This is a genomic window from Bradyrhizobium sp. BR13661 (assembly GCF_029892425.1).
Classification (GTDB): domain Bacteria; phylum Pseudomonadota; class Alphaproteobacteria; order Rhizobiales; family Xanthobacteraceae; genus Bradyrhizobium.
The window spans coordinates 416962-440206 of the sequence record NZ_JARXWB010000001.1; the positions used below are offsets into that span (position 1 = coordinate 416962).

Sequence of the window (23245 nt, forward strand, 5' to 3'; positions counted from 1 at the left end):
GCGCGATGGCACAGATCAAGGTCGAGGCACTCGACAAATCCTTCGGGTCTTTTCATGCGGTCAAGTCCGCCAGCTTCACGGTGGAGGACGGCCAGTTCCTCTGCCTGCTTGGACCGTCCGGCTGCGGCAAGACCACGACGCTACGCATGATCGCCGGGCTGGAGCTGCCAACGGCCGGCACCATCAGGCTGGACGACGAAGACGTGACGATGAACCGCGCGTCGGCGCGTGACATCGCCTTCGTGTTCCAGCTCTTCGCGCTCTATCCACATATGAACGTCCGCCGCAACATCGGCTTTCCCCTGAAGTGCGAGGGCATCGGTGCGGCCGAGCGCGACCGACGCGTCGTCGAGGCCGCGCGCATCCTGCGGATCTCTCATCTCCTCGACCGGTCGGTGTCTGGTCTCGCCGGGGGCGACCGGCAGCGCGTTGCGCTGGGACGGGCGATCGTACGCAAACCAAAATGCTTCCTGATGGACGAGCCGCTCGGCGCGCTCGATACAGAAATGCGCGAGGCCATGATTCATGAATTGAGGGCTCTGCATGACCGCCTGGGAGCGACAACTGTCTATGTCACCCATGACCAGCTCGAGGCCATGGCAATGGCCGACAGGATCGCGGTCATGAACAACGGCGTCGTCGAACAGGTCGCGAGCCCGCGCGACATCTACGACCGGCCAGCGTCGCTTTTCGTCGCCGACTTCATTGGCTCGCCGCCGATGAATTTCCTGCCGTTCCGCGGCGGGCTGCAGACCGGCGCGGAAGCGATCCGGCTCGGCGAGCGCGATGTCGCAATTCCTGCCGCGCGCGAGGCGATGGCGGAGAGCGAGCTCGTGCTCGGGGTGCGGCCCGAGCATGTGCGCTTCACCGATCGCGGCATGGTGCGCGGCGAGGTGTACGGGACGGAATATCTGGGCACGACGCAGATCGTGACGGTGACGACGAGCTACGGCGCGCTCAAGGCCCGCTCACCCAGCAGCAAGTCGTTTCGAACAGGTGAGACGGTCGGGCTCGACTTCCGGCCCGATACGCTTTCCATCTTCGACAAGGCATCCGGCCGGGCTGTTCGTACCGCGCTGCATGAGGGAGCTGCGCATGGCTGAGGTCGAAATCAACGCCGTCTCCAAGGCCTTCGGCAAGACGCAAGCCCTCAGCGATCTGTCGTTGACGATCGGCAACGGCGAGTTCGTCGCGTTGCTCGGGCCGACCGGCGCCGGCAAGACCACGGCATTGCGACTGGTCGCCGGATTGGAACAGCCGGATAAAGGTTCAATTCGCATCGACGGACGCGACGTGACCGGCGATGCGCCGGCGGATCGAGACGTTGCCTTTGTCTTCCAGCAATACTCGCTGTACCCGCACCTCACCGTGTTCGAGAACATGGCGTTCGCGTTACGCGCGCCCACCCGGCGCGTGCCCGAAGCGGATATCCGCGCCAAGGTGCAAGAGATTGCACGTCTGCTCCATATCGAGACCAAGCTGGACAACAAGGCGACGCAGCTGTCGGGCGGGCAGATGCAGCGCGTTGCGATCGGCCGGGCGCTGGTCCGTTCGCCCTCGATCTATCTGATGGATGAGCCGCTGTCCTCGCTGGATGCCAAGCTCCGCGGCGAGTTGCGGCTCGAGCTCAAGCGGATCCAGGTCGATCTCGGCGCGACGATTCTCTATGTCACCCATGATCAGACCGAAGCAATGACCATGGCGTCGCGCATCGGCGTGATTGAAGGCGGGCGGCTGATGCAGATCGGCACGCCGCGAGAGATCTACGAGAATCCGGTCAATGCGCATGTCGCGGCGCGGCTGGGCCAGCCGGTGATCAATTTGCTGCCAGCGGCCCTGTTCGGTGGCGCGCCAGCCGGCGTCGAGACTGTCGGCGCGCGGACCGAGCACCTGACGATCGCGCGTAGCGGCGGCGACGTCTCTGCAACCGTCAAGCGTGTCGAGCATCTCGGCGACCAGAGTCATCTCCATCTCGACGTCGCCGGCCGCCCGGTCGTGACCCTGGCGGATCCCGAGGCGGGCTTTGGCGCTGGAGACGTCGTGTCGCTCCGTCTGAACAAACCTCTGTTTTTCGATGCCAGGGGCTGGAGGGTAGCGGCATGAGCCTTGATCGGGTAGCCAGGGAAAGACTGGTGCGAGCGCTGGCAGGGGCAGTGATCGAGCACGCGGATGAGTTGACGAGCCTCGATCAGGCGATCGGCGATGGGGATCACGGGCTGAACATGAAGCGCGGCTTCGAGGCGGTGCTCGTCGCACTGCCGGGCCTTGCCGACAAGTCGCTGCCCGAGATGTTGAAGGCGATTGGAATGACGTTGGTGATGAAGGTCGGCGGCGCCTCGGGGCCGCTGGTCGGGACGTTCTTCATGGAACTGGGCAAGGCGCTTCCCGAGCAGCCAAGCCGCTCTGATCTCGTTACAGCAACGGAGAAGGCGATCGAAGCCGTCAAGGCGCGCGGCCGATCTGAGGCGGGTCAGAAAACGCTGCTGGATGTCCTGGTGCCGGTGCAAGGCGTTCTGGCGGACGGCGGCGATGCCAGGGCGATCGCGGCGGAGGCTGTGCAAGCCGCCGATCGCACCACGCCGATGCTGGCGATTCGCGGTCGCGCGTCGTTTCTGGGCGAACGTTCCATCGGTCACATGGACCCCGGCTCGCGCTCGGTATCGCTTCTGATCGGCGCAGCAGTCGAGACACTGGAATTCGAGGTCAATACATGAGCAATGTCGGAATTGTCATCGTATCGCATTCGCCGAAGATCGCGGAAGGCGCGGCCGATATGGTGCGCCAGATGGTCGGAGACGCGGTGCCGCTGGCCTGGACTGGCGGCGACGTCGATGGTGGCCTCGGTACGAACGTTGCGGGGATTCTCGAGGCGATCGAGACGGCCTGGTCGCCGGCGGGCGTTGCGATCCTTGTCGATCTCGGTGGTGCCGAGACCAATTCGGAGATGGCGGTGGAGATGCTCCCGGAAGACCGGCGCGCGCGCGTGCTGGTCTGCAATGCCCCGGTGGTCGAGGGGGCTGTGATCGCCGCGACCGAATCTTCGGGCGGCTCATCGCTGGCCGCCGTCAAGCGCAGTGCGGAGGAATTCTATGCATGATGCCAACGCCAACCGGGCGGCCCAGACGTTTGCGCCGCTGACCGCCTCGGCGGTCCTCGTCAATCCGGTCGGCCTGCACGCGCGGCCATCGGTGAAGCTCACGCAATGCGCGAAAGGCTTCACCGCGAAGATCGAAATTGCGCTTGCTGCCGAAGGCCCGTGGACCGATGCCAAGAGCCCGGTGAAGGTGATGCGCGTGAAGGCGCCGCAGGGCGCGACGCTGCATTTCCGCGTCGCCGGTCCCGATGGCGAGGCGGCGCTCGCGGCCATGCTGGCGCTGGTGCATGACGGTTTCGGCGAGGCCTAGAATCGTGGGCGAGATCCATCTCACCGGTCATCCTGCTTCGCCAGGCCTCGCCATCGGCCCGGTCGCGGTGCTGACGCGTGCAGTGGCGAGCCGAACGGCGAAAGGCGATCCGGCTCAGGAAGCCGCTGCGCTCAAGGCGGCGATCGAGGGGGCAGCGGTGGAGCTCGCGGAACTGATCGCGACGGTCCACGGCGAAGCCGCCGAGATCCTGGAGTTTCAGGTCGCGATGCTGGGTGATGATGCGCTTGCGGAAGGCGCTTACGAAGCCATTGCGGGCGGTACGGCTGCCGATGAGGCCTGGCGTGCTGCACTCGACGTGGAGATATCGGGCTATCGCGCCGCGGACGAGGAATATTTCCGGGCGCGCGCTGCGGATCTGGTCGACATCCGCGACCGCGTGCTTGCCAGCCTGAATGGTGCGGATGTGGTCGCAAAGATCTCCGGCGATTCCGTCATCACCGGTGACGATATCTCGCCCTCGACCTTCCTGGCCGTCGACTGGACCCGTGGCGGCGGCATTGCACTCGCCAGCGGATCGCCGTCGTCGCATGTCGCGATGCTCGCGCGATCGCGCGGCGCCCCCATGGTGGTCGGCCTCGGTCCATTGCCATGGAACGGGCAGCCGCCGTCATTTGCGCTGGTCGATGGCGACGCCGGCACCGTGATTTTCGATCCCAAACCCGAAACGCGCCGTTTGTTCGAGGACCGCATGGCGGCTGCGAACGCCGCACAGATCGCTGCCGATGCGGGCCGCCTCAAGCCGGCTGTGACGGCCGATGGAAGGCGCATCGCCGTCATGCTCAACGTTGCCGCGCCCGAAGAGCTCGCGAGCCTCGATCCCGCCATCTGCGATGGCGTTGGCCTGGTGCGGACGGAGTTTCTGTTCGAGGGTTCGAGGGGCCTGCCCGGCGAGGATACGCAATATGCGGTCTACCGGCGCATCCTCGAATGGACCGCTGGACGGCCGGTGACAATCCGTACCCTCGATGCCGGCGGCGACAAGCCGATTGCCGGCCTGACGGTCGATGATGAGCGCAATCCGTTCCTGGGCCTGCGCGGTATCAGGCTCTCGCTGGCACGGCCGGAGGTGTTTCGCGTGCAGTTGCGGGCGCTGTGCCGTGCAGCCGTGCACGGGACGCTGAAGGTGATGCTGCCGATGGTCGCGATCCCCTCGGAACTCGACCGTGCCAACGCCATGCTGGACACGGAGTTCGCCGCACTCAGCGCAGAGGGCCTCGCTTGCGCCCGGCCGCCGCTCGGCATCATGGTCGAGGTCCCGTCCGCAGCCCTGCGTGCGGAGGATTTTGATGCGGCGTTCTATTCGATCGGGTCGAACGATTTGACCCAATACACCATGGCCGCAGCGCGGGACATCGGTGCTGTCGCCGACCTCAATGATGCCGGCGATCCGGCTGTGCTGGCGCTGATCGCGCGGACGGTCGAGGCCGGGCGCAAGCGCGGCGTCGAGGTCTCGCTCTGCGGCGATGCCGCCGCCGATACGCGTCTGACGAATGCGCTGCTGGCTACAGGCCTGACGACTCTCTCGGTCTCGCCGATTGCGGTGGCGCGGCTCAAGGCCGCCATCGCCGGGGTGACCTCATGAGCGAGGATGCAGGCGAGGACGCAAGCCGGCCGGGCGACAGCAATGTCGCAGACTACAAGCTGATCCTGCGGCGGGCCCTCGACAACAGGCCATCGGGGACGCGGTTGAAGCTCGCGGCCGCACTCGGCAAGAACCGCTCCTTCGTTAGCCAGATCACCAATCCGGCCTATCTGGTGCCGATTCCGGCGAAGCATGTCGCGATCATCTTTGAGGTCTGCCATCTCTCCGGCACCGAGCGTGCCGCTTTCCTCGAAGCCTATGGGCGCGCGCATCCGGGTCGGCTGCGAGGTGCCCACCGCGAGGCGCGCACGCGCACTGTTGCAGTGACGGTGCCCGATCTTGGTGACGACAAGAAGAATCGCGCGCTCGAGCAGCTCATCATCGACTTTGCCGCTCAGCTCGCGCGCTACGCCGAAAGCATCGGCTGACGAATTCTGACTGCAAAAAAGACAACCGGGAGGACGCCATGAAAAAGCTGATCAACAGCGCCGATACGGTGCTCGAAGAGAGTCTCGATGGGCTGGCGGCAGCCCATGCCGATATCCTGCAGCTTGGCGCCGAGCGGAAGTTCGTGCGCCGCCGCACCCTGAAGCCGGGCAAGGTTGCGCTGATCTCGGGCGGCGGTTCCGGCCATGAACCGCTGCATGCGGGCTTTGTCGGCCACGGCATGCTCGATGCCGCGTGTCCGGGCCAGGTGTTCACGTCACCGACGCCGGATCAGATGATCGAGGCGGCCGAGGCCGTCGACACCGGAGCAGGCGTGCTCTTCATCGTCAAGAACTACGAAGGCGACGTGATGAACTTCACCATGGCCGCCGAAATGGCCGGCCGCGAGATCGCAAGCGTCGTAACCAACGACGACGTCGCGGTGGAGAAATCGACCTACACGACGGGACGTCGCGGTGTCGCAGGCACGCTGATCGTGGAAAAGATGGTCGGCGCCGCGGCCGAAAAGGGAATGCCGCTCGCCGCGCTCAAGACGCTCGGCGATGATGTGAACAGGCGCACCCGCTCGATGGGCGTGGCGCTGCTGCCGTGCACCGTGCCCGCCGCGGGCCGGCCGAACTTCACCTTGGCTGACAACGAGATGGAAATGGGTGTCGGCATTCATGGCGAGCCGGGTCGCCGCAGGGTGGCACTGGCCTCTGCCGATGCTATCGCCGCCGACATAGTTGGCGCGATCCTGGATGATCTCGAACCGAGCAAGGGCAGCGAGGTCGTACTTCTCGTCAACGGGTTCGGCGCAACGCCGCTGATCGAGCTCTATCTGATGGTCAACAGCGCCAAGCGGATTCTGGATGGCGCCGGCATCACGGCGACGCGCTTCCTGACCGGCTCCTACGTGACGTCGCTCGACATGGCCGGCGCATCGATCACGGTCTCGGTGCTCGATGGCCAGTCAAAGGAATTGTGGGACGCGCCGGTGCATACCGCGGCGCTCCGCTGGGGCATGTGATCGATCCGGCTCAGGTGCGGATCACAAATCCCTTGGCGAGGTGATTCCGCACGAAATAGATCATCGCTATCCCCGGCACCAGCGCGAGCACGGTCATCGCCGTGACGAGGCCGAAATCGGTTCGGAAGCCGAACAGCGCGTTGATGGCCATGGTGATCGGCTTGCCGCCTGTGGTCGTCAGGATGCGGGCGAGCACCACCTCCACCCAGGAGAAGATGAAGCAGAAGAACGCGGTCACGCCGATGCCTGGCGCGATCGCCGGAACGAGATGACGGAAGAAGAAGCTCGGCAGCGAGTGGCCGTCGAGGAAAGCCGTTTCGTCGAACTCGCGCGGCACGGAGGCAATAAAACCCTCCAGAATCCAGATTGCGATCGGGATGTTGAAGACGCAGTGAACGAGGGCAATGCCGACCGGCGTGTTCTCCAGGCCGATTTGCGCGAACAGAACGAAGATCGGCAGCGACAGCACGACGGTCGGCGTGATGCGGAACACCAGTAGCAGGAAGAACAGCTGCCGGTCGCCGACGAAGCTATAGCGCGCGAATGCATAGGCGGCCGGCAATCCGACGCCGAGGCAAAGCGCGACGTTCAGCACGACGTAGATGATGGAGTTGAGGATCGCTTCCTTCAGAACCGCCGAATGGAAGATGTTCTGGTAGTTGATGAGGCTGAAATGCCCCTCCGTGATCCCGGCTCTTGGCAGGGTCGAGACGAAGCTGGTCATGATCGTCTGCGCCAGCGGCATGAGGACGAAGGCGCCGATCACAGCGAAGAGGATGATCCGGCCGAGCGACTTCACTTGGCGGCCTCCAAGGTGACAGGCGCCCGTGTGCTCGTCGCCGCCTTGAAGCTCCAGGCGACGGTCAGGACGATCAGGAAGTAGACGATCGAGCGGGCGGCGGATGGTCCGTAGTTGAAGGACTGAATCTCTTCGCCGAGGTCGAGGCTGAGAAATGCGGTGGCGCTATCGGGGCCGCCGGCATTGATGCGGAAGGCCTCGATATAGATCATGAAGCTGTCCATGAAGCGCAGCAGCACGGCCATCGACAGCACGGTCTTCATTTTCGGCAGCTGAATGAAGCGGAACACTTGCCAGGGCGAGGCGGCGTCGATGGCGGCGGCCTGGTAGTAGGCCGGCGGAATGCTGGAGATGCCGGCATAGGCCAGCACGACGACGAGCCCGAGCCAGTGCCAGCTGTCCATCACGACAAGCACGATCCAGGTGTGCAGGGCATTGAACTTGTAGTCGAAGCCCACGCCAAGCCATCCAAGCATCCGGCCGGCGAGACCGATATTGGGATTGATGAAGTTGAGCCAGATCACAGGGATCATGTTCCAGGGCACCACGAGCGGCAGCGTGATCAGGACGAGGACGGTGCTGACGATGAACTGGTGCGATCGCTGCAGCAACAGCGCGATCCAGATGCCGAGCGGCAGCTGGATCGACAGCACGATGGCCGAGAACAGGAAGCTGCGCGCAAGGCTCGCATAGAAGCGCTGCGAGGTGACGATGTTCCGGTACCAATCGACGCCGACCCAATAGGGGTTGTTCAGGCTGAACAGGTCCTGGAACGAGTAGTTGGTGACGGCGACCAGAGGCAGGATTCCGACGAAGGTCACGATGACCAGGGCGGGAAGCACGAGGAACCAGGCTCTGTTGTCGTACGGCTTCATTTCAAACAATTGCAACGGGGACGCGCCCGGGCACGAAAAAAGACCTCGATTGACACCGAGGCCCTTTCAGCATTCCCGATCGCGCGTGAGTTAGCCCGTCAAACGGTCGTAATCCAAGAGACGCAGGCGCAGCCCAGTTCCGCGCGGTGGTCATGCGCCGCAAAAAGGATTGTCGTCAGTCAACTCCGATACCAGCTCGCCAAATTCCACGTCGTGACATCCCACCCCGAGATGTCGGTCATCAGACCATTGACGGCGCCGCCGACGATGTAGCGTGAGAGCAGCGGCAGGAAGATGTTGGCCTCGCAGAAGATCTCGTCGACCTTGATCAGCAGCGCGGCGCGCTTGACCGGGTCGAGCTCCTGTTGCGCGGCCTTGTAGGCCTTGTCGGCTTCAGGGTCGGACCAGCGCGAGACGTTGCGGCCGAGCCATTTGTTGTCCTTGCTCGCGATCTCCCAGGAAACGCACTGGTTCAGGAACCGCTCCGGATCTGGCTGGGGCTGCGTTGCGTTGTACATCTCCATATCGCAGTAGAATTTCGAATAGGTGTCGGGGTTGCCGACATCGGACGAGAAGAACACCGATGCGGTGACCGATTTGAGCTCGAGCTCGATTCCGGCCTTCTGGCAAGCCTGCTTGATGATGGCCTGCGTCTTCTGGCGCGGCGCGTTGATCGAGGTCTGGAACACGTATTTCAACTGCTTGCCGTCCTTGGCGCGGATGCCGTCCGCGCCCATTTTCCAGCCGGCCTCGTCGAGGATATTGTTCGCCTTGTCGATGTTGAACTCGTATTTCAGCTTGCCCGACTTGAACTGCGGCGGCTGGTTGACCACGCTCGCTGTTGCGACGGCCCCGCGTCCATAGATGAATTTCTGGATCCCGTCGCGATCAATCAGCAGGTTGATCGCCCGGCGCACCGCTGGATCGGACAGCGTCGGGTGCTTGGTCTTGGCGCTGGAACGTTCGCCATCGACCTCGGTCCAGGGGTCCGTCGTGTTGAGGACGACGAACTCGATGCCGCCGGCGGTCGTGAACTCGACCTTGCCCTTGCCGCCGATCTCCATGCGTTTGAGGATCTCGTCCTCCACCAGCAGGCCCCAGGCATAGTCGTATTCGCCTGTTTGCAGCACCGCGCGTGCGGCGGAGACGGCGTCACCACCGCCCTTGAGCTCGAACGTGTCGAAAAAGGGCTGGTTCTTGACGTGATAATCGGGGTTGCGCTCGGCTCGGAGCAAATCGCCCGGCTTGAACTCGACGAATTTATAAGGACCCGTGCCGACCGGCTTCAGATTGCCCGGCGCATCGCGCGACTTCGCACCGGCATAGTCGCCGAAATGATGTTTCGGCAGGATCTGGCCGACCGAGCCGATGAAGGGATCGGCCCAGAACGGGGTGGGCGCCTTGAAGATCACCTTGACGGTGTGGTCGTCGATCTTCTCGACCGTGATGTTCTGATAGGACCCCGTGGTGTAGGCGGCGGTCGCGGGATCCGCGGCGTAAGCCCAGGTGAAGACGACGTCGTCGGCAGTGAAGGGCTTGCCGTCGTGCCATGTCACGCCTTGCTTCAGCTTCCAGATCACGGTGGTGCCGTCGGCCGAAAGGCCGCCATTGGCCTTGGTCGGGATCTCGGCGGCAAGGCAGGGGAACAGGTTGCCCTCCTTGTCCCAGCCGGCAAGCGGTTCGAAGAAGACGCGCGAGGCGACCTGGTCCTTGGTGCCGAGCGCGAAATGCGGATTGAGCAGTGTCGGAGCCTGCCAGATCAGCATTTTGAGCGGACCGCCGCCGCCGGCTTTCGTCGGCTTGTAGGCAAGCGTGGCGTCGGCCATCGCCACATCGTTCCAGAGCAGGATCTGGCTCGCGATGGGAGCTGCGATCCCGACCGCAGCCATGGTCTGGATGAACGAGCGCCGCGAGAGCGTGCCTTGCTTCACCTCCGCGATAAAGCCGCGGATGTCGTTTTCGTCCATCAGATGATCCCCACCCCTTAAAGAACGTCGTCACCGGCACCCCATCATGTTGCATCGTGGAGGGGGCAGCAATGCCGACGATGGTGGAAAGCGGTGCGACGAAATGGCGAAGGCGACGCTCGCAATGACGGCGGTGAGTCCAGTGCTCCAAAAGACCTGCGAGCGGTGGGATGCCGCCATGCGCCTCGTTCCAGACGTCGGTAATCCGTTGCTCTCCGCGCAACCGCCTCACTATAGTGCGGCGAACGATGTGACCGGAACTGCCTGCACGGCACTCCGCGATTGAGGGCCATGCGATGGACGATACGATCGGCTTCCCAGATCCCGGCCTCGACCTGTCGGATGGATTCAAGCCGCACACCTCGCATTGGGGCGTGTTTTCCGCACGCAACAGCGCAGCCGGGTTGGAGGTGAGGGCCTACGCAGGCGATCCCGATCCAAACGGCATCATCGACAATTTTCCCGGCGCCCTGCGCCACCAGGCGCGCGTCGCCCAGCCTGCGATCCGACGCGGCTGGCTCGAGCGCGGGCCCGGCCCCGACAACAGGCGCGGCCGCGACGAATTCGTCTCCGTCAGCTGGGAGAAGGCGCTGGATCTGCTCGGCGATGAGCTCATGCGCGTCCGCGATACGCGCGGTCCGGGAGCGGTGTTCGGCGGCTCCTATGGCTGGTCGAGCGCGGGCCGGCTGCACCACGCCCAGAGCCAGGTGCATCGCTTTCTCAACATCGCGATGGGCGGCTATGTCCGCTCGGTCAATTCCTATTCCTCCGGTGCATCCTCGGTGCTGCTGCCGCAGATCATGGCGGGCTACGAGGACATCACCAGGCGCAACGTCACCTGGGAGCAGATCGCTGGCAACACCGAGATCGTGCTCGCCTTCGGCGGCATGGCGCTGAAGAATTCGATGGTGGCCGGCGGCTCGATCAGCAAGCATGTCGAGCGCGGCGCGATGCAAGCGGCGCGCCGGCGCGGCTGCGAATTCATCTTGATGAGCCCGCTGCGCGACGATCTGCCTGTCGAGGCCGGCGCGGAATGGATGAGCTGCATCCCCGGCACCGACACCGCGCTGATGCTCGGCATGGTCCATACGCTGGTCAGCGAAGGGCTGCACGACCAGGCCTTCCTCGATCGCTACACCGAGGGCTGGCCGGTGTTCTTGCGCTACCTCACCGGCGAGAGCGATGGACAGCCCAAGCACGCCGAATGGGCCGCGGCGATCTGCGGCGTCGATGCAGGCGCGATCCGCACGCTGGCGCGGCGCCTTGCCGGCAAGCGCGCGCTCATCACCGTCTCGCATTCGCTGCAACGCGCCGAACATGGCGAGCAGCCGGTGTGGATGGGCATGGTGCTGGCGGCAACCCTCGGCCAGATCGGTCTTCCCGGCGGCGGTTATGCCTATTCACTCGGCGCGATCGGCTATTACGGCCGCCGCGTCAACGACGTGCCGGGGCCGACGCTGGGGCAGGGCCGCAATGGCGTGCGCGACTTCATCCCGGTGGCGCGCATCGCCGACATGCTGCTCAACCCCGGCAGCACCTATCGCTACAATGGCGAGACGCGTACCTATCCTGATATCCGGCTGGTCTATTGGGCCGGCGGCAATCCGTTTCATCACCATCAAGACATCAACCGCCTCCGCAAGGCGTTTGCGAAGGTCGACACGCTGGTGGTGCACGAGCTCGCCTGGACCGCGACCGCGCGCCACGCCGATATCGTGCTGCCCTCGACGATGACCTTGGAGCGTGAGGACATTGGTTATTCCACCAATGATCCCTTGATGGTCGCAATGCATCGCATTGCCGAACCTCATGGCCTGGCGCGCGACGATTACGAGATCTTCGCTAATCTCGCCGATCGTCTCGGCGCCCGCGAGCCTTTCACGGAAGGCCGCACCTCACGCCAATGGCTGGAGCATCTCTACGAGCCGACCCGCGCCTCACTTGCCAAGCGCGGCCTGGAGGCGCCGAGCTTCGAGGAGTTCTGGAAGCGCGGCAGCCTGGTCGTGCCGCAGCAGCCCGACGATGGCGGCCGCCTGCGCAGTTTCCGCGACGACCCGGTCGCGCACCCGCTGCCGACGCCGAGCGGACGCATCGAGATCTACTCCGCGAAGATCGCCGGCCATGGCGATGCCGATTGCCCCGGCCATCCAGTCTGGCTCGAGAAGAGCGATATGCCGAAGCTAGGGGCGCCGTGCTTCCTCGTTGCCAACCAGCCGGTGACGCGGCTGCACAGCCAGCTCGATTTCGGCGGACATTCGCTGGGCGCCAAGCACCGCGGCCGCGAGGTCGCGCGGATGAATCCGCGTGACGCTGATCCGCGCGGCATCGTCGATGGCGACATCATCCGCCTGTTCAATGAACGTGGCGCCTGCCTCGCCGCGGTGCATGTCACCGACGGCATCGCGCCCGGTGTGGTGCAACTGCCGACCGGCGCCTGGTACGATCCGATGGATCCGGAAGACGACGCGCCGCTCTGCGTGCACGGCAATCCGAACGTGCTCACCCGCGACATCGGCACCTCGTCCTTTGCGCAGGGCTGTACCGGCCAGCTCACGACGGCGGAGGTGGAGAAGTTCACCGGCAATCTGCCGCCGATCCGGGCGTTCGATCCGGTGTAGCGCGGCGATCAAGGCGATCGAATGGATCAACGCGTGCGAGGCGTGGTCTGGACCGCCGCCTGACAGCAGGTTCAGGCGACGGCCCAGCGCGAACTCAGTGAACTTGGGGAAGTTGTAAGGTCGCGCGCAGACGCTAGCCCGGCCGATGTAGCCACATCAAGTTTCGCTGTGTTGCAACGGCCAGATTTTCGTTACAGCCGCCTCCAAACCGCCACAGATGACGATCGGGCTTTCGTCAGCCGTCGTTCGCAATGGCGACCGCAGCGTCCAGCGCATTCTGCAGGATCTCGTCGGACAATTGCTTGTCGTTGACCGCGCGCGCTATCTGCAGCGCGCCGACCATGGTCGAATAGATCGTGATCGCCTTGCGTCGGCGCTCTTCTGCAGTGCCTTGCCTGATTTGCTTCGCCATCAGCATGACGATGTCGGAGATCTTGCCGGTAAAGGCATCGCGCGTTGCCTTGGGATGCCGCGCGATCTCGGCGACCAGCGCGGCGGTCGGGCAGCCGGAGCCGGCCCGGTCGCGGTGCCGCGTCGAGAGATAGTCGCGGATCACGGTTTCGACCGCGACGCCATTCTCGAGATTGGCCTTGTGCCGCTCCTCGCGCTTCGTGAGCGCATCCACCAGCACCGCTCGCACCAGATCCTCCTTGGAGGCGAAGTGCGTGTAGAAGGCCCCATTGGTGAGCCCCGCCTCCGACATGATGCCGGCGAGACCAACCGCAGCGATCCCGCTCTGGCGGAATTGCGCTGAGGCGACATCGAGGATGTGCCGGCGCGTCTCGTCCTTGTGTCCCTTGTCGTAGCGCATGGTCTCGACTCCCTCCCGCGACCTGCCCGAATGGGTGGCCACGGGACCGTGAGCGATTTCTCTATTGCATTACGATCATAATAATGAATTATAGTCGTAATGCAATGGCGGGCGATCGGGCGGGGCCCCGGAACACAACAGGACCACGGGAATGTCAGTCGAGGACGTCGCCGCACCGCCTTTGTCGGCAACTGAGGCCCCGGCGCGCACGCCGGCCACGCCCCGTCCCCCAGCGACATCCGCCGACCAGCGGCGTGCCGCGCTTCTTAGCGCGCCGATCCTGCCGACCTTGCTCAAGCTCGCGGCACCGACAGTGACCGTGCTGGTGGCGCAGACGGCCGTGAACATCGCTGAAGCATATTACGTTGGCTATCTCGGCACCGACGCATTGGCCGGCGCCGCGCTGGTGTTCCCGATCTTCATGCTGATGACGATGATGTCGAATGGTGGCTTCGGTTCTGGCGTCGCCTCGTCGGTGGCGCGCGCGGTCGGCGCCGGTCGCCGCGACGATGCGGATGCGGCACTGTTTCATGCGATCGTACTTGCGATCATCGCGGGCGCGCTGTTTACGCTTGGCGTGCATTTCGGTGGGCCGGTGTTGTTTCGCGCGCTCGGCGGCCGCGACGGTGCGCTCGATGCGGCCGTCACTTACTCCAGCTATCTGTTCGCGGGCGCAATTCCGGTCTGGATCGTCAACCTCCAGGCCGCGGCGCTGCGCGGCTCCGGCAACGTCAAGGTGCCTGCGCTGGTGACGCTGATCGGCGCAATCGTGACCATTCCCGTTTCACCGCTGCTGATCTTCGGCTTCGGCCCCGTCCCAAGTCTCGGCATCGGCGGCGCCGGCATCGCCTTTGGCCTCTACTACGGTGCCGCGATGCTGTTCCTGCTGCGCTACATGTCTTCGGGCGCATCCGGCCTGAGGCTGCACATCGTGCCGCTGCGCGCCAAGATCTTTGGCGACATGCTGAAGGTCGGCATTCCCACCGCATTCAACGCGGTGCTCACAAACCTCACGGTCATCCTGGTCACCGGGGCAGTGGGGCTGTTCGGCACGTCGGCGCTGGCCGGTTACGGCATCGCCTCGCGGCTCGACTACATCATGATCCCGCTGCTGTTCGGCATCAGCACCGCGACGCTGACCATGGTCGGCGTCAACATGGGCGCGGGCCAGACTGCGCGGGCGAAGAGGATCGGCTGGGTCAGCGGCGCCGCCGGCATGATCATGACCGGCTCGATCGGCCTGCTGGTCGCGATCTTTCCGACGGCATGGCTGCATCTGTTCAGCCACGACGCCGACGTCGTAAATGAAGGCATGACTTATTTGCGCATCGTCGCACCGGCCTATGCGGCGCTGGGCTTCGGCTTCGTTGTATCTTTCGCGGCACAGGGTACGGGCCGGGCGATGGGCCCGCTGATGTCCGCGATCGCGCGCATCCTGATCGCGGCCGGCGGCGGCTGGATCGCGGTCGCATATTTCGGCGCGGGAATGACGGGCCTTGCCACCATGGTGACGGTGTCGCTGGCCGTCTACGCCGCGATCTGCGTGCTGATCATGCTGTCGCCATCGACCTGGCGCGCCGAGCCACGCGCCTAGGAAAGGGCGTGGGCACGGCCCGCACCTGCCTCAATTTGGATTCATTTCCCATTTGGCGGCGAACGGAGAAGCGTCGCCCGCCGCGGGCGGTCAATATGGATTTTCATTTCATTGATTTCGAGCGGCGGAGAAGCGAATACGGTTCCAGCCACTGCTGAGTCATGGAGACCAAGATGTCGTTTCGCCCCGCCCTGATCCTCGCAACCGTGCTCGCCGCGTGGTCGGCCGCAGCAGGCGCCGAGACCATCAAGATCGGCGTGACGCCGGGTCCGCATGCCCAGATCCTGGAGGCCGTGAAGCCGATCGCCGCCAAGCAGGGGCTCGACATCCAGCTGATCGAGTTCTCCGACTACGTCGTGCCGAACGCGGCGCTCGATGCCGGCGAGATCCAGGCCAATTCGTTCCAGAATCAGCCTTACCTCGACAACCAAAAAGCCGACCGCGGCTACAAGATCGAGTCCGTCGGGCTCACCGTGAACTTCCCGATCGGCGTCTATTCGAAGAAGCACAAGGCCTTCGCGGACATCCCCGAGGGCGGCAAGGTCTCGATCCCGAACGATCCCACCAACGGCGGCCGCGTCCTGCTGCTGTTGCGCGACAAGGGCGTGATCAAGCTGAAGGATGGTACGGGCTTCAAGCCGACGGTGCTCGATATCACCGAGAATCCGAAGAAGCTGAAATTCATCGAGGTCGACGCGGCGCAGGCGCCGCGCGCGCTCGACGACGTCGACGCCGCGGCGATCAACACCAATTATGCAACCCAGGCGGGCCTCGATCCGGTCAAGGATCCGATCCTGCGCGAGGACCCGAAGGGCCCCTATGTCAACCTGATCGCGGTGCGCAGCGCCGACAAGGACAAGCCCTGGGTCAAGATCCTGGTCGACAGCTACCACACGCCCGAGGTCAAGGAATTCGTCCTCACCAAGTTCAAGGGCGCGGTGCTGCCGAGCTGGTAGGCAGCCTGCCTGGCCGAAGGTCTAGCCAAAGGTCTAGCAGAGGGGCGCGATCCCGGCGGGCAGCCTTGCGCATTGCCCGCTTGTCTCGGGCCGCGGCAACCGACATCATCGGGGCCCATTCTCGCCCGACAGGGGTCGTATGAAACGCTTTGCCAACCTGAAACGCCTGGGATTCTTCACGCGGCTTCTCGATGAAGCTCCGCCGGCCGAGCGCTATCGCTTCGCCGCCGAGCAGATCGTGCGCGCCGAAAAGGCCGGGCTCGATTCCGCGTGGATCGCGCAGCATCATTTTCACGAGCGCGAGGGCGGCCTGCCGTCGCCCTTCACCTTCCTCGGCTATGTCGCGGCCCAGACCTCGCGCATCCGCCTCGGCACCGGCATCGTCACCCTGCCGCTGGAGAGCGCGGTGCGGGTGGCGGAGGACGCCGCGGTGCTCGACCTTCTCTGCAATGGCCGGTTCGAGCTGGGCGTCGGCACCGGCGGCAATCCGTCGGCCTTCGCCGCCTTCGGCCTTGACGGCACCCAGCGCAACGAGATCTTTGCGCGCAATCTTGAGGTCGTCCGCAAGGCCCTGACCGGCAAGCCGCTCGACGGCGGCGACACGCTCTATCCGCAGCGGCCACAACTGGACAAGCGCATCTGGCAGGCGACCTTTTCGGTGGCGGGCGGCGCGCGCGCCGGCAAGGCCGGCGATGGCCTCTTGCTCTCGCGGACCCAGCCGCGGGCCAAGGAGGCGCCAAATGCCACGCTCGCCGACATCCAGAACCCGATCATCGATGCCTATCTCGCCGCGCTGCCGCCGGGTGCCGAGCCACGCATCATGGCCTCGCGCAGCGTCTTCGTCGCCGACGATCATCGCGAGGCGATGCGGCTTGCCGATATCGGCCTGCGTCGTGCACTGCCGCAGTTCATGAAGAGCGGGCACCTTCCTCCGGGCGAGACGCTGGAGGAGATGATCACGGCGTTCGACACCCATGTCGGCGGTGCTGACGAGGTCATCGCCTCGTTGCGATCAGACGCGACGCTGGATCGGATCACCGATCTGGTCTTCCAGGTCCACTCCGTCGATGCGCCGCACCCTTACGTCCTGCGCTCGATCGAGCTGGTGGCGGACAAGGTCGCACCCGCGCTGGGCTGGACCAGGACTGCGCCCGAAGTGGCGCTGGCGGGCTAGTCGGCGTTGATGGAATTGCACGAGGCTGAATGATGACGGATATCATCGACAAACTTGCGGGCATCGAACCGGGATCGGCGCTGGACGCCCTTCGCGCAAAACGCCTGCAGGCGCGCGAGAACGCGCAGAAGAGCTATCTCTCGCTGTTCGAGCCGATCGACGCCGGCGACGTCTCGCTGCTCGAGCGCGCCGCGGTCGCCGCCTTCGTGACCGGGCTGCATGGCGAGTCCCCCGTTGCGACCTTCTATCGCGACAAGCTTGCGGCGACCACGGGTGGTGCGGCGCTGCTTGAAGCCGTCGATGCCGAGATCGCGCGGGGCAAGACCTCGGGTCCGTATGGATCGTTTCCCGCTGGTCCGCTCTCGGTCGAGAACACGGCCGGCCTCATTTTTCGCGTGAGTGCGGCGAGCAAATCGGCACTCGGTCCGCGGCTCGCCGCGGCACTTGAGCATGCGCATCTGCTGGTGTTCCGGCCGCGCGATGCGGCGTCCAGCGACATGAAGGCGCTGCTCGCCGCCGGCTGGTCGAACACCGGCATCGTCACCTTCTCCCAACTCGTCGCGTTCCTGTCGTTTCAGGTGCGGGTCGTCAGCGGCTTGCGCACGCTTGCCGCCGCGAACGCATAAGAGGAGGCCGCAATCATGAGCGCCACCGTCAATCCGCCTGATGTCTTCACCCAGGACGAGCTCGGCTGGGTGTCCTGGATCGAGCCGCTGCCCGAGGCCGAGCTGACCGAGCGCCATTTCAACGGCCTGGTCGATCGCGCTCGCGCCAAGTCGGAATATTTCCGCCTGCTGGTGCGCGACCCCGAGGTGCTGGAAGCCCGCACCAAGACCGACAAGGACATCTTCTACAACGTCGCCGACGGACTGCCGCGCGCCGAGCGTGAGCTCGCGGCGGCCGCCACCTCGCGCTACAACGGCTGCATCTATTGCGCCTCGGTGCATGCGCGCTTCGCCAGCACCTATTCCAAGCGCCGCGAGGACGTGCAGAAGCTGCTCGATGAGGGCGTCAAGGCCGATCTCGGCCAGCGTTGGAACGCGGTGGTCAAGGCGTCGGTCGCGCTGGCGTCGACGCCGATCGCGTTCGGCCCGGACAATATCGCGGAGCTGTGGAAGGCCGGCCTCGACGACGCCGAGATTGTCGACGTCATCAACGGCGCCTCGTTCTTCAACTGGGCTAACCGGCTGATGCTGTCGCTCGGCGAGCCCTCGAAATAGGCAATCTCACCGGCACAAGACTTGCTGCTTGTTGTCAACACCTGACTGGATGGAGCCGTGCATGAGCAACATCAATCGCCGAACCCTGGTCAAGGGCTCGCTCGCCGCCGCAATCGCGGGAACGACATTCTCGCGCGCCGCCTTCGCCGACGCTGATCCGATCCTGCTCGGCGTCAGCGGTCCCCTCACGGGGCCGAACGCGCAATACGGCACGCAATGGAAGCAGGGCTTTGATCTCGCGCTCGACGAGATCACGGCCGCCGGCGGCATCAACGGCCGCGCGCTCGCCTATATCTTCGAGGACAGCCAGAGCGATCCGCGGCAATCGGTCGCGATTGCGCAGAAATTCGTCTCCGATCCCAGGATCGTGCTGGAGCTCGGCGATTTCTCCAGCCCCGCCTCGATGGCGGCCTCGCCGATCTATCAGCGCGGCGGCCTCGTGCAGTTCGGCTTCACCAATTCGCACCCTGATTTCACCAAGGGCGGCGACTTCATGTGGAGCACCTCGGTCAGCCAGGCCGACGAGCAGCCGCTGCTCGCGCGCTATGCGGTGAAGAGCCTGGGCCTCAAGAAGCTTGCGGTGCTGCACCTCAACACCGATTGGGGCCGCACCAGCCGCGACTATTTCAACAACGCCGCGAAAGAATATGGCGCGGAGATCGTCGTCACCGAAGGCTATATCGCCGAGGAGCGCGACTTCCGCTCCACGCTGGTGCGCGTGCGCGACGCCAATCCCGATGGCCTGGTGCTGATCTCCTATTATTCCGACGGTGCGCTGATCGCGCGCCAGGCCCGTCAGGTCGGGCTCAAGCAGGTGATCTGCGCCGCCAGCTCGGTCTATTCGCCGAAATTCCTGGAGCTCGGCGGCGATGCCGTCGAGGATGTTCATGTCGGAACGCGCTACTTCCCGGAAGATCCGCGGCCCGAGGTGCAGAAATTCATCGCCGGCTTCAAGAAGAAGTATAACGGCCTCGAGCCCGATGCCTTCAACGCCTACTCCTATGACGCCATGAACATGGCGGCTGCCGTGATCAAGATCGGCGGTACCGACCGCAAGGCAATCCGCGATGCCTTCGCCAAGGTCAAGGACGTCCCGAGCGTGATCTTCGGCACCGCGACGTTCGACGTCGCGACCCGTCGCGTCAAGGGCGCGATGAATGCCGAGCTCGTCGTGCGCAAGGGCCAGTTCGCGCTTTGGGACGGCAAGCCCACCTGATCTCTTGGCCGGAGTCTTGCTCCGGCCTTTCTCCCTTCATTAGGAACCCTGCGTGTCTTCCTGGCTCGACTACACCATCAACGGGCTGATCGTCGGTAACGTTTACGCCCTCGTTGCAGTCGGGCTCGCGCTGATCTTCGGCGTCAGCCGGCTGATCAATTTCGCGCAGGGCTCGATCTATCTCGTCGGTGCCTATATCGGCTGGGTCGCGGTGGTGCAGCTGCACACGCCGCTGCCGCTCACCATCATCCTTGTTGCGATGGTGGCGGCGCTGGTCGGGTTGATCATCGAGCGGTTTGGCCTGCGACCGCTGCAGAACTCCGTGCGCATAGCGCCGCTGTTGGCGACGATCGGCATCAGCTTCGTGCTCGACCAGTTGGTCATGCTGACCTTCTCGCCCAATCCGCGCGCGTTGCCGAGCCAGTTGCCGGATGTGCGCTTCCAGGTCGGCGGCGGCACCATCGGCCCGCTCGATCTCCTCATCGCCGGTGTCGGCATCTCCAGCGCGCTCTTGTTGTTCGTGTTCCTGCGCTATACCAAGCTCGGCTGGGCGGTGCGCGCCGCCTCGCAGGACCGCGACGCGGCGATGCAGATGGGCGTCGATGTCAACCGCGTCAATCAGACGGTGTTCGGCATTGCCGCCGCGCTCGGCGGCGTCTCCGGCCTCCTGGTCGGCATGTACTACAACCAGATCGACACCGCGATGAGCCTGCAGGCGACGCTCAAGGGCGTCGTTGCTGAAGTCGTCGGCGGCGCGGGCAACGTGCCGGGCGCCGTGGTCGGAAGCTTGCTGCTCGGCCTCGTCGAGAGCTACGGCGTCGCGGTGTTCGGCACCAGCTACCGCAATCTGTTCGCCTTCCTGCTGCTAGTCGTCGTGCTCGTGCTGCGACCGAATGGGTTGTTCGCAAGTGCGCGGCAGGCGCCGCCCGAGCCGCTCACCGGCACCTTCATCGCACCGAGCCGGCCGGTGCGCATTCCGCGCTGGGCCCTGGCAGTCGCGGTCGCATTGTTCGCGATCCTGCCGCTGCTGCCGGTGTCGTTCTACGTGCTGCAGACCCTGATCAACGCCTGGCTGCTCGGCATGCTCGCGCTCAGCCTGACGCTCGTTGCGGGCACGATCGGCCAGGTCTCGCTCGGACACGCCGCGTTGCTCGCGATCGGGGCCTATACCTCCGCGCTGCTGTCGCTGGCGCTCAACGTGCCCGTCGGTCTCGCCATCGTTGCGGGCGGCCTGATGAGTGCCGCACTGGGCACGATCCTGATCTCGCCGTCGTTCCGCCTGCGCGGGCACTATGTCTCGATCGCGACGCTTGCCATCGGCGAGATCGTGTCGCTGGTGATCCTCAATTGGGAGAGCGTCACACGTGGTCCGATCGGCATCTCCGGCATTCCACCGCTGTCGCTATTCGGCTACGATCTGATCGACCCGAAAGCGGTCTATTGGTTCAGCTTCGCCGTGATGGTCGTGCTGGCGCTGCTGCAGGCGCGCCTGCTCGGCTCGCATCTTGGCCGCAGTTTTCGCGCCATTCGCGATGACGATATCGCCGCGCGCGCCTATGGCCTCAGCCTGAACCGCTACAAATCGCTCGCCTTTATCTTCGGCGGATTCGCCGCCGGCGTCAGCGGCGGCATCGCCGCGCATCTGTATTCCTACATCAACCACGAGACCTTCAACACGCAGCAATCGATCCTGGCGCTGACCGTCGTCATCCTCGGCGGCCTCGGCAATGTCGTCGGTGCTGTCGTCGGAGCGGTCGCGCTGGTTGGCCTGCCCGAAGTCTTCCGGATCGCGGCCGAGTACCGCATCCTGATCTACGGCATCGTGCTCTTGCTGCTAGTGCGGTTCAGGCCGCAGGGCCTGTTGGGGACGATCTGATGGCGGAGATCCATGCACCGCTGTTGTCCCTGCGCGGGCTAACGCGCCGCTTCGGCGGCCTCACGGCCGTCGACGGCATCGATCTCGATCTCGCCAAAGGCGGGCTCGTCAGCATCATCGGCCCGAACGGCGCCGGCAAGACCACGCTGTTCAATCTCGTGACCGGGCTCGACCGGCCCGATGCGGGCGAGGTTCGTTTCGAAGGGCATGACGTCACCGGCCTTTCGCCGGAACGGCTCGCGGCGCAGGGCATCGCACGCACGTTCCAGCTCGGTCGCGTCTTCGGCAATCTCAGCGTCATGGACAACGTCCTGATCGGCGCCCACACGCGATTGCGTGCGGTGAAGCCGGCCGTGCCGGTGATCGGTCCGCTGCTGGAATTGGGATTGGCCCTGCTGCGTCCGGGAAGCGTCAAAGCCGAGGAAGAGCAGCTGCGCGAGGAGGTCAAAGCCATTCTCGCCCGCTTCGGCGAGCGGCTGTTGCCGCGGATCGACCAGCCCGCCTACAGCCTCTCCTACGCCAATCGCCGCCGCGTCGAGATCGCGCGCGCACTGGCGCTGAAGCCGCGCTTGTTGCTGCTTGACGAGCCGACCGCCGGTATGAACCCGAGCGAGACCGCCGAGATGCAGGCGCTGGTCGCCGAGTTGAAGGCAGAGGGGCTGACCATTCTCCTGATCGAGCACAAGCTGGAGATGGTGATGCGCCTCTCGGACCGCGTCATCGTCATGGACGAGGGCAAGAAGATCGCGGAAGGGCCGGGCGAACAGGTGCGTGGCGATCCCAAGGTGATCGAGGCCTATCTCGGCCACGGCCTGTCGGGTGCGACAGAGCAGGAGAGCGCGGCATGAGCGCATCCGAACCGCTACTGGCGCTCTCAAACGTCAACACCTTCTATGGCCAGGCGCAGGTGCATTTCGACCTGTCGATCACCGTTGGTCGCGGCCACATCGTCTGCCTGCTCGGCGGCAACGCCAGCGGAAAATCGACAACCATGAAGATCATTCTCGGCCTGGTGAAGCCGCGCTCCGGCGAGGTCACGTTCGACGGCGCCTCGCTGATCGGCCTCACCACGCCGCAAATCGTTCGCCGCGGCATCGCCTCTGTGCCGGAGGCGCGGCGGCTGTTCGCCGACATGAGCGTCCGCGAAAACATCCTGATGGGCGCCTTCGTGCGCAACGACCGCGATGCGATCGCGCAGGATCTTGACAGGATGCTCACGCTGTTCCCGAAGCTCGGCCAGCGGCTGTCGCAGCGCGCGGGCTCCTTGTCGGGTGGCGAGCAGCAGATGGTGGCGATGGCGCGCGCGCTGATGAGCCGTCCCCGTTTGATCGTGATGGACGAGCCGACCATGGGCCTGTCGCCGCTCTATGTCGACCGCGTGCTGGAGCTGATCCGCACCATCAACCAGGAGGGCGTCTCGGTCTTCATGGTCGAGCAGAACGCCAGCCTTGCGCTCGAGATCGCGCACGAGGCCTATGTGCTGCAGACCGGCAAGATCGTGCTGTCGGGCCCGGCACGCACGCTGAAGGACGATCCCCGCGTGCGCGACGCTTATCTGGGCGGATCCGAACCGGCATAAGGCGGCCATGCAGGAAATTTGCCTCGGCTGGACGGGATTGCACTGGTCGGTGTGATCATTTTCTGAAAATATCATACCGTTGACGCAACGAGGCGCG

The 23245-nt window shown here is 64.8% G+C and carries 22 protein-coding genes; 18 read left to right on the plus strand and 4 right to left on the minus strand.

The window, feature by feature from the left end:
* The first annotated feature begins 5 nt into the window (after positions 1–5).
* From M2427_RS01925 to dhaK, 8 genes are read left to right on the plus strand one after another with little or no spacing between them, the layout of a single operon-like run.
* The gene (locus M2427_RS01925) at positions 6–1103 is read left to right on the plus strand and encodes an ABC transporter ATP-binding protein (RefSeq protein WP_280704383.1); all 1098 of its coding nucleotides are present in this window, start codon (positions 6–8) and stop codon (positions 1101–1103) included.
* Complete coding sequence (locus M2427_RS01930; protein ID WP_280704384.1) at positions 1096–2103, plus strand: ABC transporter ATP-binding protein; 1008 nt, start codon at positions 1096–1098, stop codon at positions 2101–2103. Before M2427_RS01925 ends, M2427_RS01930 begins: the two co-directional genes overlap by 8 nt.
* A complete protein-coding gene (dhaL, locus tag M2427_RS01935; RefSeq protein ID WP_280704385.1) occupies positions 2100–2714 on the plus strand; it encodes a dihydroxyacetone kinase subunit DhaL in 615 nt (204 codons plus the stop codon). Before M2427_RS01930 ends, dhaL begins: the two co-directional genes overlap by 4 nt.
* A complete protein-coding gene (gene dhaM / locus M2427_RS01940) occupies positions 2711–3097 on the plus strand; it encodes a dihydroxyacetone kinase phosphoryl donor subunit DhaM (protein ID WP_027557143.1) in 387 nt (128 codons plus the stop codon). The genes dhaL and dhaM overlap by 4 nt, the downstream gene beginning before the upstream one ends.
* Complete coding sequence (locus M2427_RS01945) at positions 3090–3404, plus strand: HPr family phosphocarrier protein (protein ID WP_280704387.1); 315 nt, start codon at positions 3090–3092, stop codon at positions 3402–3404. The genes dhaM and M2427_RS01945 overlap by 8 nt, the downstream gene beginning before the upstream one ends.
* Positions 3382–5007 carry a phosphoenolpyruvate--protein phosphotransferase gene (gene ptsP / locus M2427_RS01950; protein ID WP_280704388.1) on the plus strand — a complete coding sequence of 542 codons (1626 nt, stop codon included), beginning with the start codon at positions 3382–3384 and terminating at the stop codon, positions 5005–5007. The genes M2427_RS01945 and ptsP overlap by 23 nt, the downstream gene beginning before the upstream one ends.
* The gene (locus tag M2427_RS01955) at positions 5004–5435 is read left to right on the plus strand and encodes a hypothetical protein (RefSeq protein ID WP_280704390.1); all 432 of its coding nucleotides are present in this window, start codon (positions 5004–5006) and stop codon (positions 5433–5435) included. The genes ptsP and M2427_RS01955 overlap by 4 nt, the downstream gene beginning before the upstream one ends.
* 38 nt (positions 5436–5473) lie before the next feature.
* Entirely contained in the window at positions 5474–6463 is a 990-nt protein-coding gene (gene dhaK, locus M2427_RS01960; protein ID WP_280704391.1) for a dihydroxyacetone kinase subunit DhaK, read from the plus strand.
* A 10-nt stretch (positions 6464–6473) separates the two neighbouring features.
* On the opposite strand, the gene M2427_RS01965 is transcribed toward dhaK, so the two are convergent.
* The 3 genes from M2427_RS01965 to M2427_RS01975 form a co-directional block, all read right to left on the minus strand.
* Positions 6474–7262 carry a carbohydrate ABC transporter permease gene (locus M2427_RS01965; RefSeq protein WP_280704392.1) on the minus strand — a complete coding sequence of 263 codons (789 nt, stop codon included), beginning with the start codon at positions 7260–7262 and terminating at the stop codon, positions 6474–6476.
* Entirely contained in the window at positions 7259–8137 is an 879-nt protein-coding gene (locus M2427_RS01970; protein WP_280704393.1) for a sugar ABC transporter permease, read from the minus strand. The genes M2427_RS01965 and M2427_RS01970 overlap by 4 nt, the downstream gene beginning before the upstream one ends.
* 179 nt (positions 8138–8316) lie before the next feature.
* Positions 8317–10104 (minus strand): peptide ABC transporter substrate-binding protein, encoded by a 1788-nt coding sequence (locus M2427_RS01975; RefSeq protein WP_280704394.1) that lies wholly within the window; start codon positions 10102–10104, stop codon positions 8317–8319.
* A 296-nt stretch (positions 10105–10400) separates the two neighbouring features.
* On the opposite strand from M2427_RS01975, the gene M2427_RS01980 reads away from it, so the two are divergent.
* Positions 10401–12722 (plus strand): molybdopterin guanine dinucleotide-containing S/N-oxide reductase, encoded by a 2322-nt coding sequence (locus M2427_RS01980; RefSeq protein ID WP_280704395.1) that lies wholly within the window; start codon positions 10401–10403, stop codon positions 12720–12722.
* A 235-nt stretch (positions 12723–12957) separates the two neighbouring features.
* On the opposite strand, the gene M2427_RS01985 is transcribed toward M2427_RS01980, so the two are convergent.
* Positions 12958–13533 (minus strand): TetR/AcrR family transcriptional regulator, encoded by a 576-nt coding sequence (locus M2427_RS01985; protein WP_280704397.1) that lies wholly within the window; start codon positions 13531–13533, stop codon positions 12958–12960.
* A gap of 151 nt (positions 13534–13684) precedes the next feature.
* On the opposite strand from M2427_RS01985, the gene M2427_RS01990 reads away from it, so the two are divergent.
* The 9 genes from M2427_RS01990 to M2427_RS02030 all read left to right on the plus strand — a co-directional run bounded on the left by M2427_RS01990 (position 13685) and on the right by M2427_RS02030 (position 23148).
* Positions 13685–15127 carry an MATE family efflux transporter gene (locus M2427_RS01990; RefSeq protein ID WP_280704399.1) on the plus strand — a complete coding sequence of 481 codons (1443 nt, stop codon included), beginning with the start codon at positions 13685–13687 and terminating at the stop codon, positions 15125–15127.
* A 161-nt stretch (positions 15128–15288) separates the two neighbouring features.
* Positions 15289–16083: a MetQ/NlpA family ABC transporter substrate-binding protein gene (locus M2427_RS01995; RefSeq protein WP_280704400.1), complete on the plus strand. Its 795-nt coding sequence runs from the start codon at positions 15289–15291 to the stop codon at positions 16081–16083.
* A gap of 139 nt (positions 16084–16222) precedes the next feature.
* Entirely contained in the window at positions 16223–17257 is a 1035-nt protein-coding gene (locus tag M2427_RS02000; RefSeq protein ID WP_280704402.1) for a putative FMN-dependent luciferase-like monooxygenase, read from the plus strand.
* 29 nt (positions 17258–17286) lie between these two features.
* Positions 17287–17883 (plus strand): CMD domain protein, encoded by a 597-nt coding sequence (locus tag M2427_RS02005; protein ID WP_280704403.1) that lies wholly within the window; start codon positions 17287–17289, stop codon positions 17881–17883.
* Positions 17884–17898: 15 nt separating this feature from the next.
* Positions 17899–18477 (plus strand): alkylhydroperoxidase domain protein, encoded by a 579-nt coding sequence (locus M2427_RS02010; RefSeq protein WP_280704404.1) that lies wholly within the window; start codon positions 17899–17901, stop codon positions 18475–18477.
* Positions 18478–18538: 61 nt separating this feature from the next.
* The gene (locus M2427_RS02015; protein WP_280704405.1) at positions 18539–19693 is read left to right on the plus strand and encodes an ABC transporter substrate-binding protein; all 1155 of its coding nucleotides are present in this window, start codon (positions 18539–18541) and stop codon (positions 19691–19693) included.
* Positions 19694–19745: 52 nt separating this feature from the next.
* The gene (locus M2427_RS02020; protein WP_280704407.1) at positions 19746–21569 is read left to right on the plus strand and encodes an ABC transporter permease; all 1824 of its coding nucleotides are present in this window, start codon (positions 19746–19748) and stop codon (positions 21567–21569) included.
* A complete protein-coding gene (locus M2427_RS02025) occupies positions 21569–22417 on the plus strand; it encodes an ABC transporter ATP-binding protein (RefSeq protein ID WP_280704408.1) in 849 nt (282 codons plus the stop codon). The genes M2427_RS02020 and M2427_RS02025 overlap by 1 nt, the downstream gene beginning before the upstream one ends.
* Entirely contained in the window at positions 22414–23148 is a 735-nt protein-coding gene (locus M2427_RS02030) for an ABC transporter ATP-binding protein (RefSeq protein ID WP_280704409.1), read from the plus strand. The genes M2427_RS02025 and M2427_RS02030 overlap by 4 nt, the downstream gene beginning before the upstream one ends.
* Positions 23149–23245: the final 97 nt, after the last annotated feature.

What these genes read in the sequence shown, in the direction of transcription:
- M2427_RS01930 (WP_280704384.1), top strand. Translation starts at nt 1,096, where the DNA reads ATGGCTGAGGTCGAAATCAACGCCGTCTCCAAGGCCTTCGGCAAGACG.
- M2427_RS01975 (WP_280704394.1), bottom strand. Translation starts at nt 10,104, where the DNA reads ATGGACGAAAACGACATCCGCGGCTTTATCGCGGAGGTGAAGCAAGGC.
- M2427_RS01925 (WP_280704383.1), top strand. Translation starts at nt 6, where the DNA reads ATGGCACAGATCAAGGTCGAGGCACTCGACAAATCCTTCGGGTCTTTT.
- M2427_RS01980 (WP_280704395.1), top strand. Translation starts at nt 10,401, where the DNA reads ATGGACGATACGATCGGCTTCCCAGATCCCGGCCTCGACCTGTCGGAT.
- ptsP (WP_280704388.1), top strand. Translation starts at nt 3,382, where the DNA reads ATGACGGTTTCGGCGAGGCCTAGAATCGTGGGCGAGATCCATCTCACC.
- dhaK (WP_280704391.1), top strand. Translation starts at nt 5,474, where the DNA reads ATGAAAAAGCTGATCAACAGCGCCGATACGGTGCTCGAAGAGAGTCTC.
- M2427_RS02005 (WP_280704403.1), top strand. Translation starts at nt 17,287, where the DNA reads ATGATGACGGATATCATCGACAAACTTGCGGGCATCGAACCGGGATCG.
- dhaL (WP_280704385.1), top strand. Translation starts at nt 2,100, where the DNA reads ATGAGCCTTGATCGGGTAGCCAGGGAAAGACTGGTGCGAGCGCTGGCA.
- M2427_RS02000 (WP_280704402.1), top strand. Translation starts at nt 16,223, where the DNA reads ATGAAACGCTTTGCCAACCTGAAACGCCTGGGATTCTTCACGCGGCTT.
- M2427_RS01990 (WP_280704399.1), top strand. Translation starts at nt 13,685, where the DNA reads ATGTCAGTCGAGGACGTCGCCGCACCGCCTTTGTCGGCAACTGAGGCC.
- M2427_RS02025 (WP_280704408.1), top strand. Translation starts at nt 21,569, where the DNA reads ATGGCGGAGATCCATGCACCGCTGTTGTCCCTGCGCGGGCTAACGCGC.
- M2427_RS02010 (WP_280704404.1), top strand. Translation starts at nt 17,899, where the DNA reads ATGAGCGCCACCGTCAATCCGCCTGATGTCTTCACCCAGGACGAGCTC.
- M2427_RS02015 (WP_280704405.1), top strand. Translation starts at nt 18,539, where the DNA reads ATGAGCAACATCAATCGCCGAACCCTGGTCAAGGGCTCGCTCGCCGCC.
- dhaM (WP_027557143.1), top strand. Translation starts at nt 2,711, where the DNA reads ATGAGCAATGTCGGAATTGTCATCGTATCGCATTCGCCGAAGATCGCG.
- M2427_RS01945 (WP_280704387.1), top strand. Translation starts at nt 3,090, where the DNA reads ATGCATGATGCCAACGCCAACCGGGCGGCCCAGACGTTTGCGCCGCTG.
- M2427_RS01985 (WP_280704397.1), bottom strand. Translation starts at nt 13,533, where the DNA reads ATGCGCTACGACAAGGGACACAAGGACGAGACGCGCCGGCACATCCTC.
- M2427_RS01995 (WP_280704400.1), top strand. Translation starts at nt 15,289, where the DNA reads ATGGAGACCAAGATGTCGTTTCGCCCCGCCCTGATCCTCGCAACCGTG.
- M2427_RS01970 (WP_280704393.1), bottom strand. Translation starts at nt 8,137, where the DNA reads ATGAAGCCGTACGACAACAGAGCCTGGTTCCTCGTGCTTCCCGCCCTG.
- M2427_RS01955 (WP_280704390.1), top strand. Translation starts at nt 5,004, where the DNA reads ATGAGCGAGGATGCAGGCGAGGACGCAAGCCGGCCGGGCGACAGCAAT.
- M2427_RS02030 (WP_280704409.1), top strand. Translation starts at nt 22,414, where the DNA reads ATGAGCGCATCCGAACCGCTACTGGCGCTCTCAAACGTCAACACCTTC.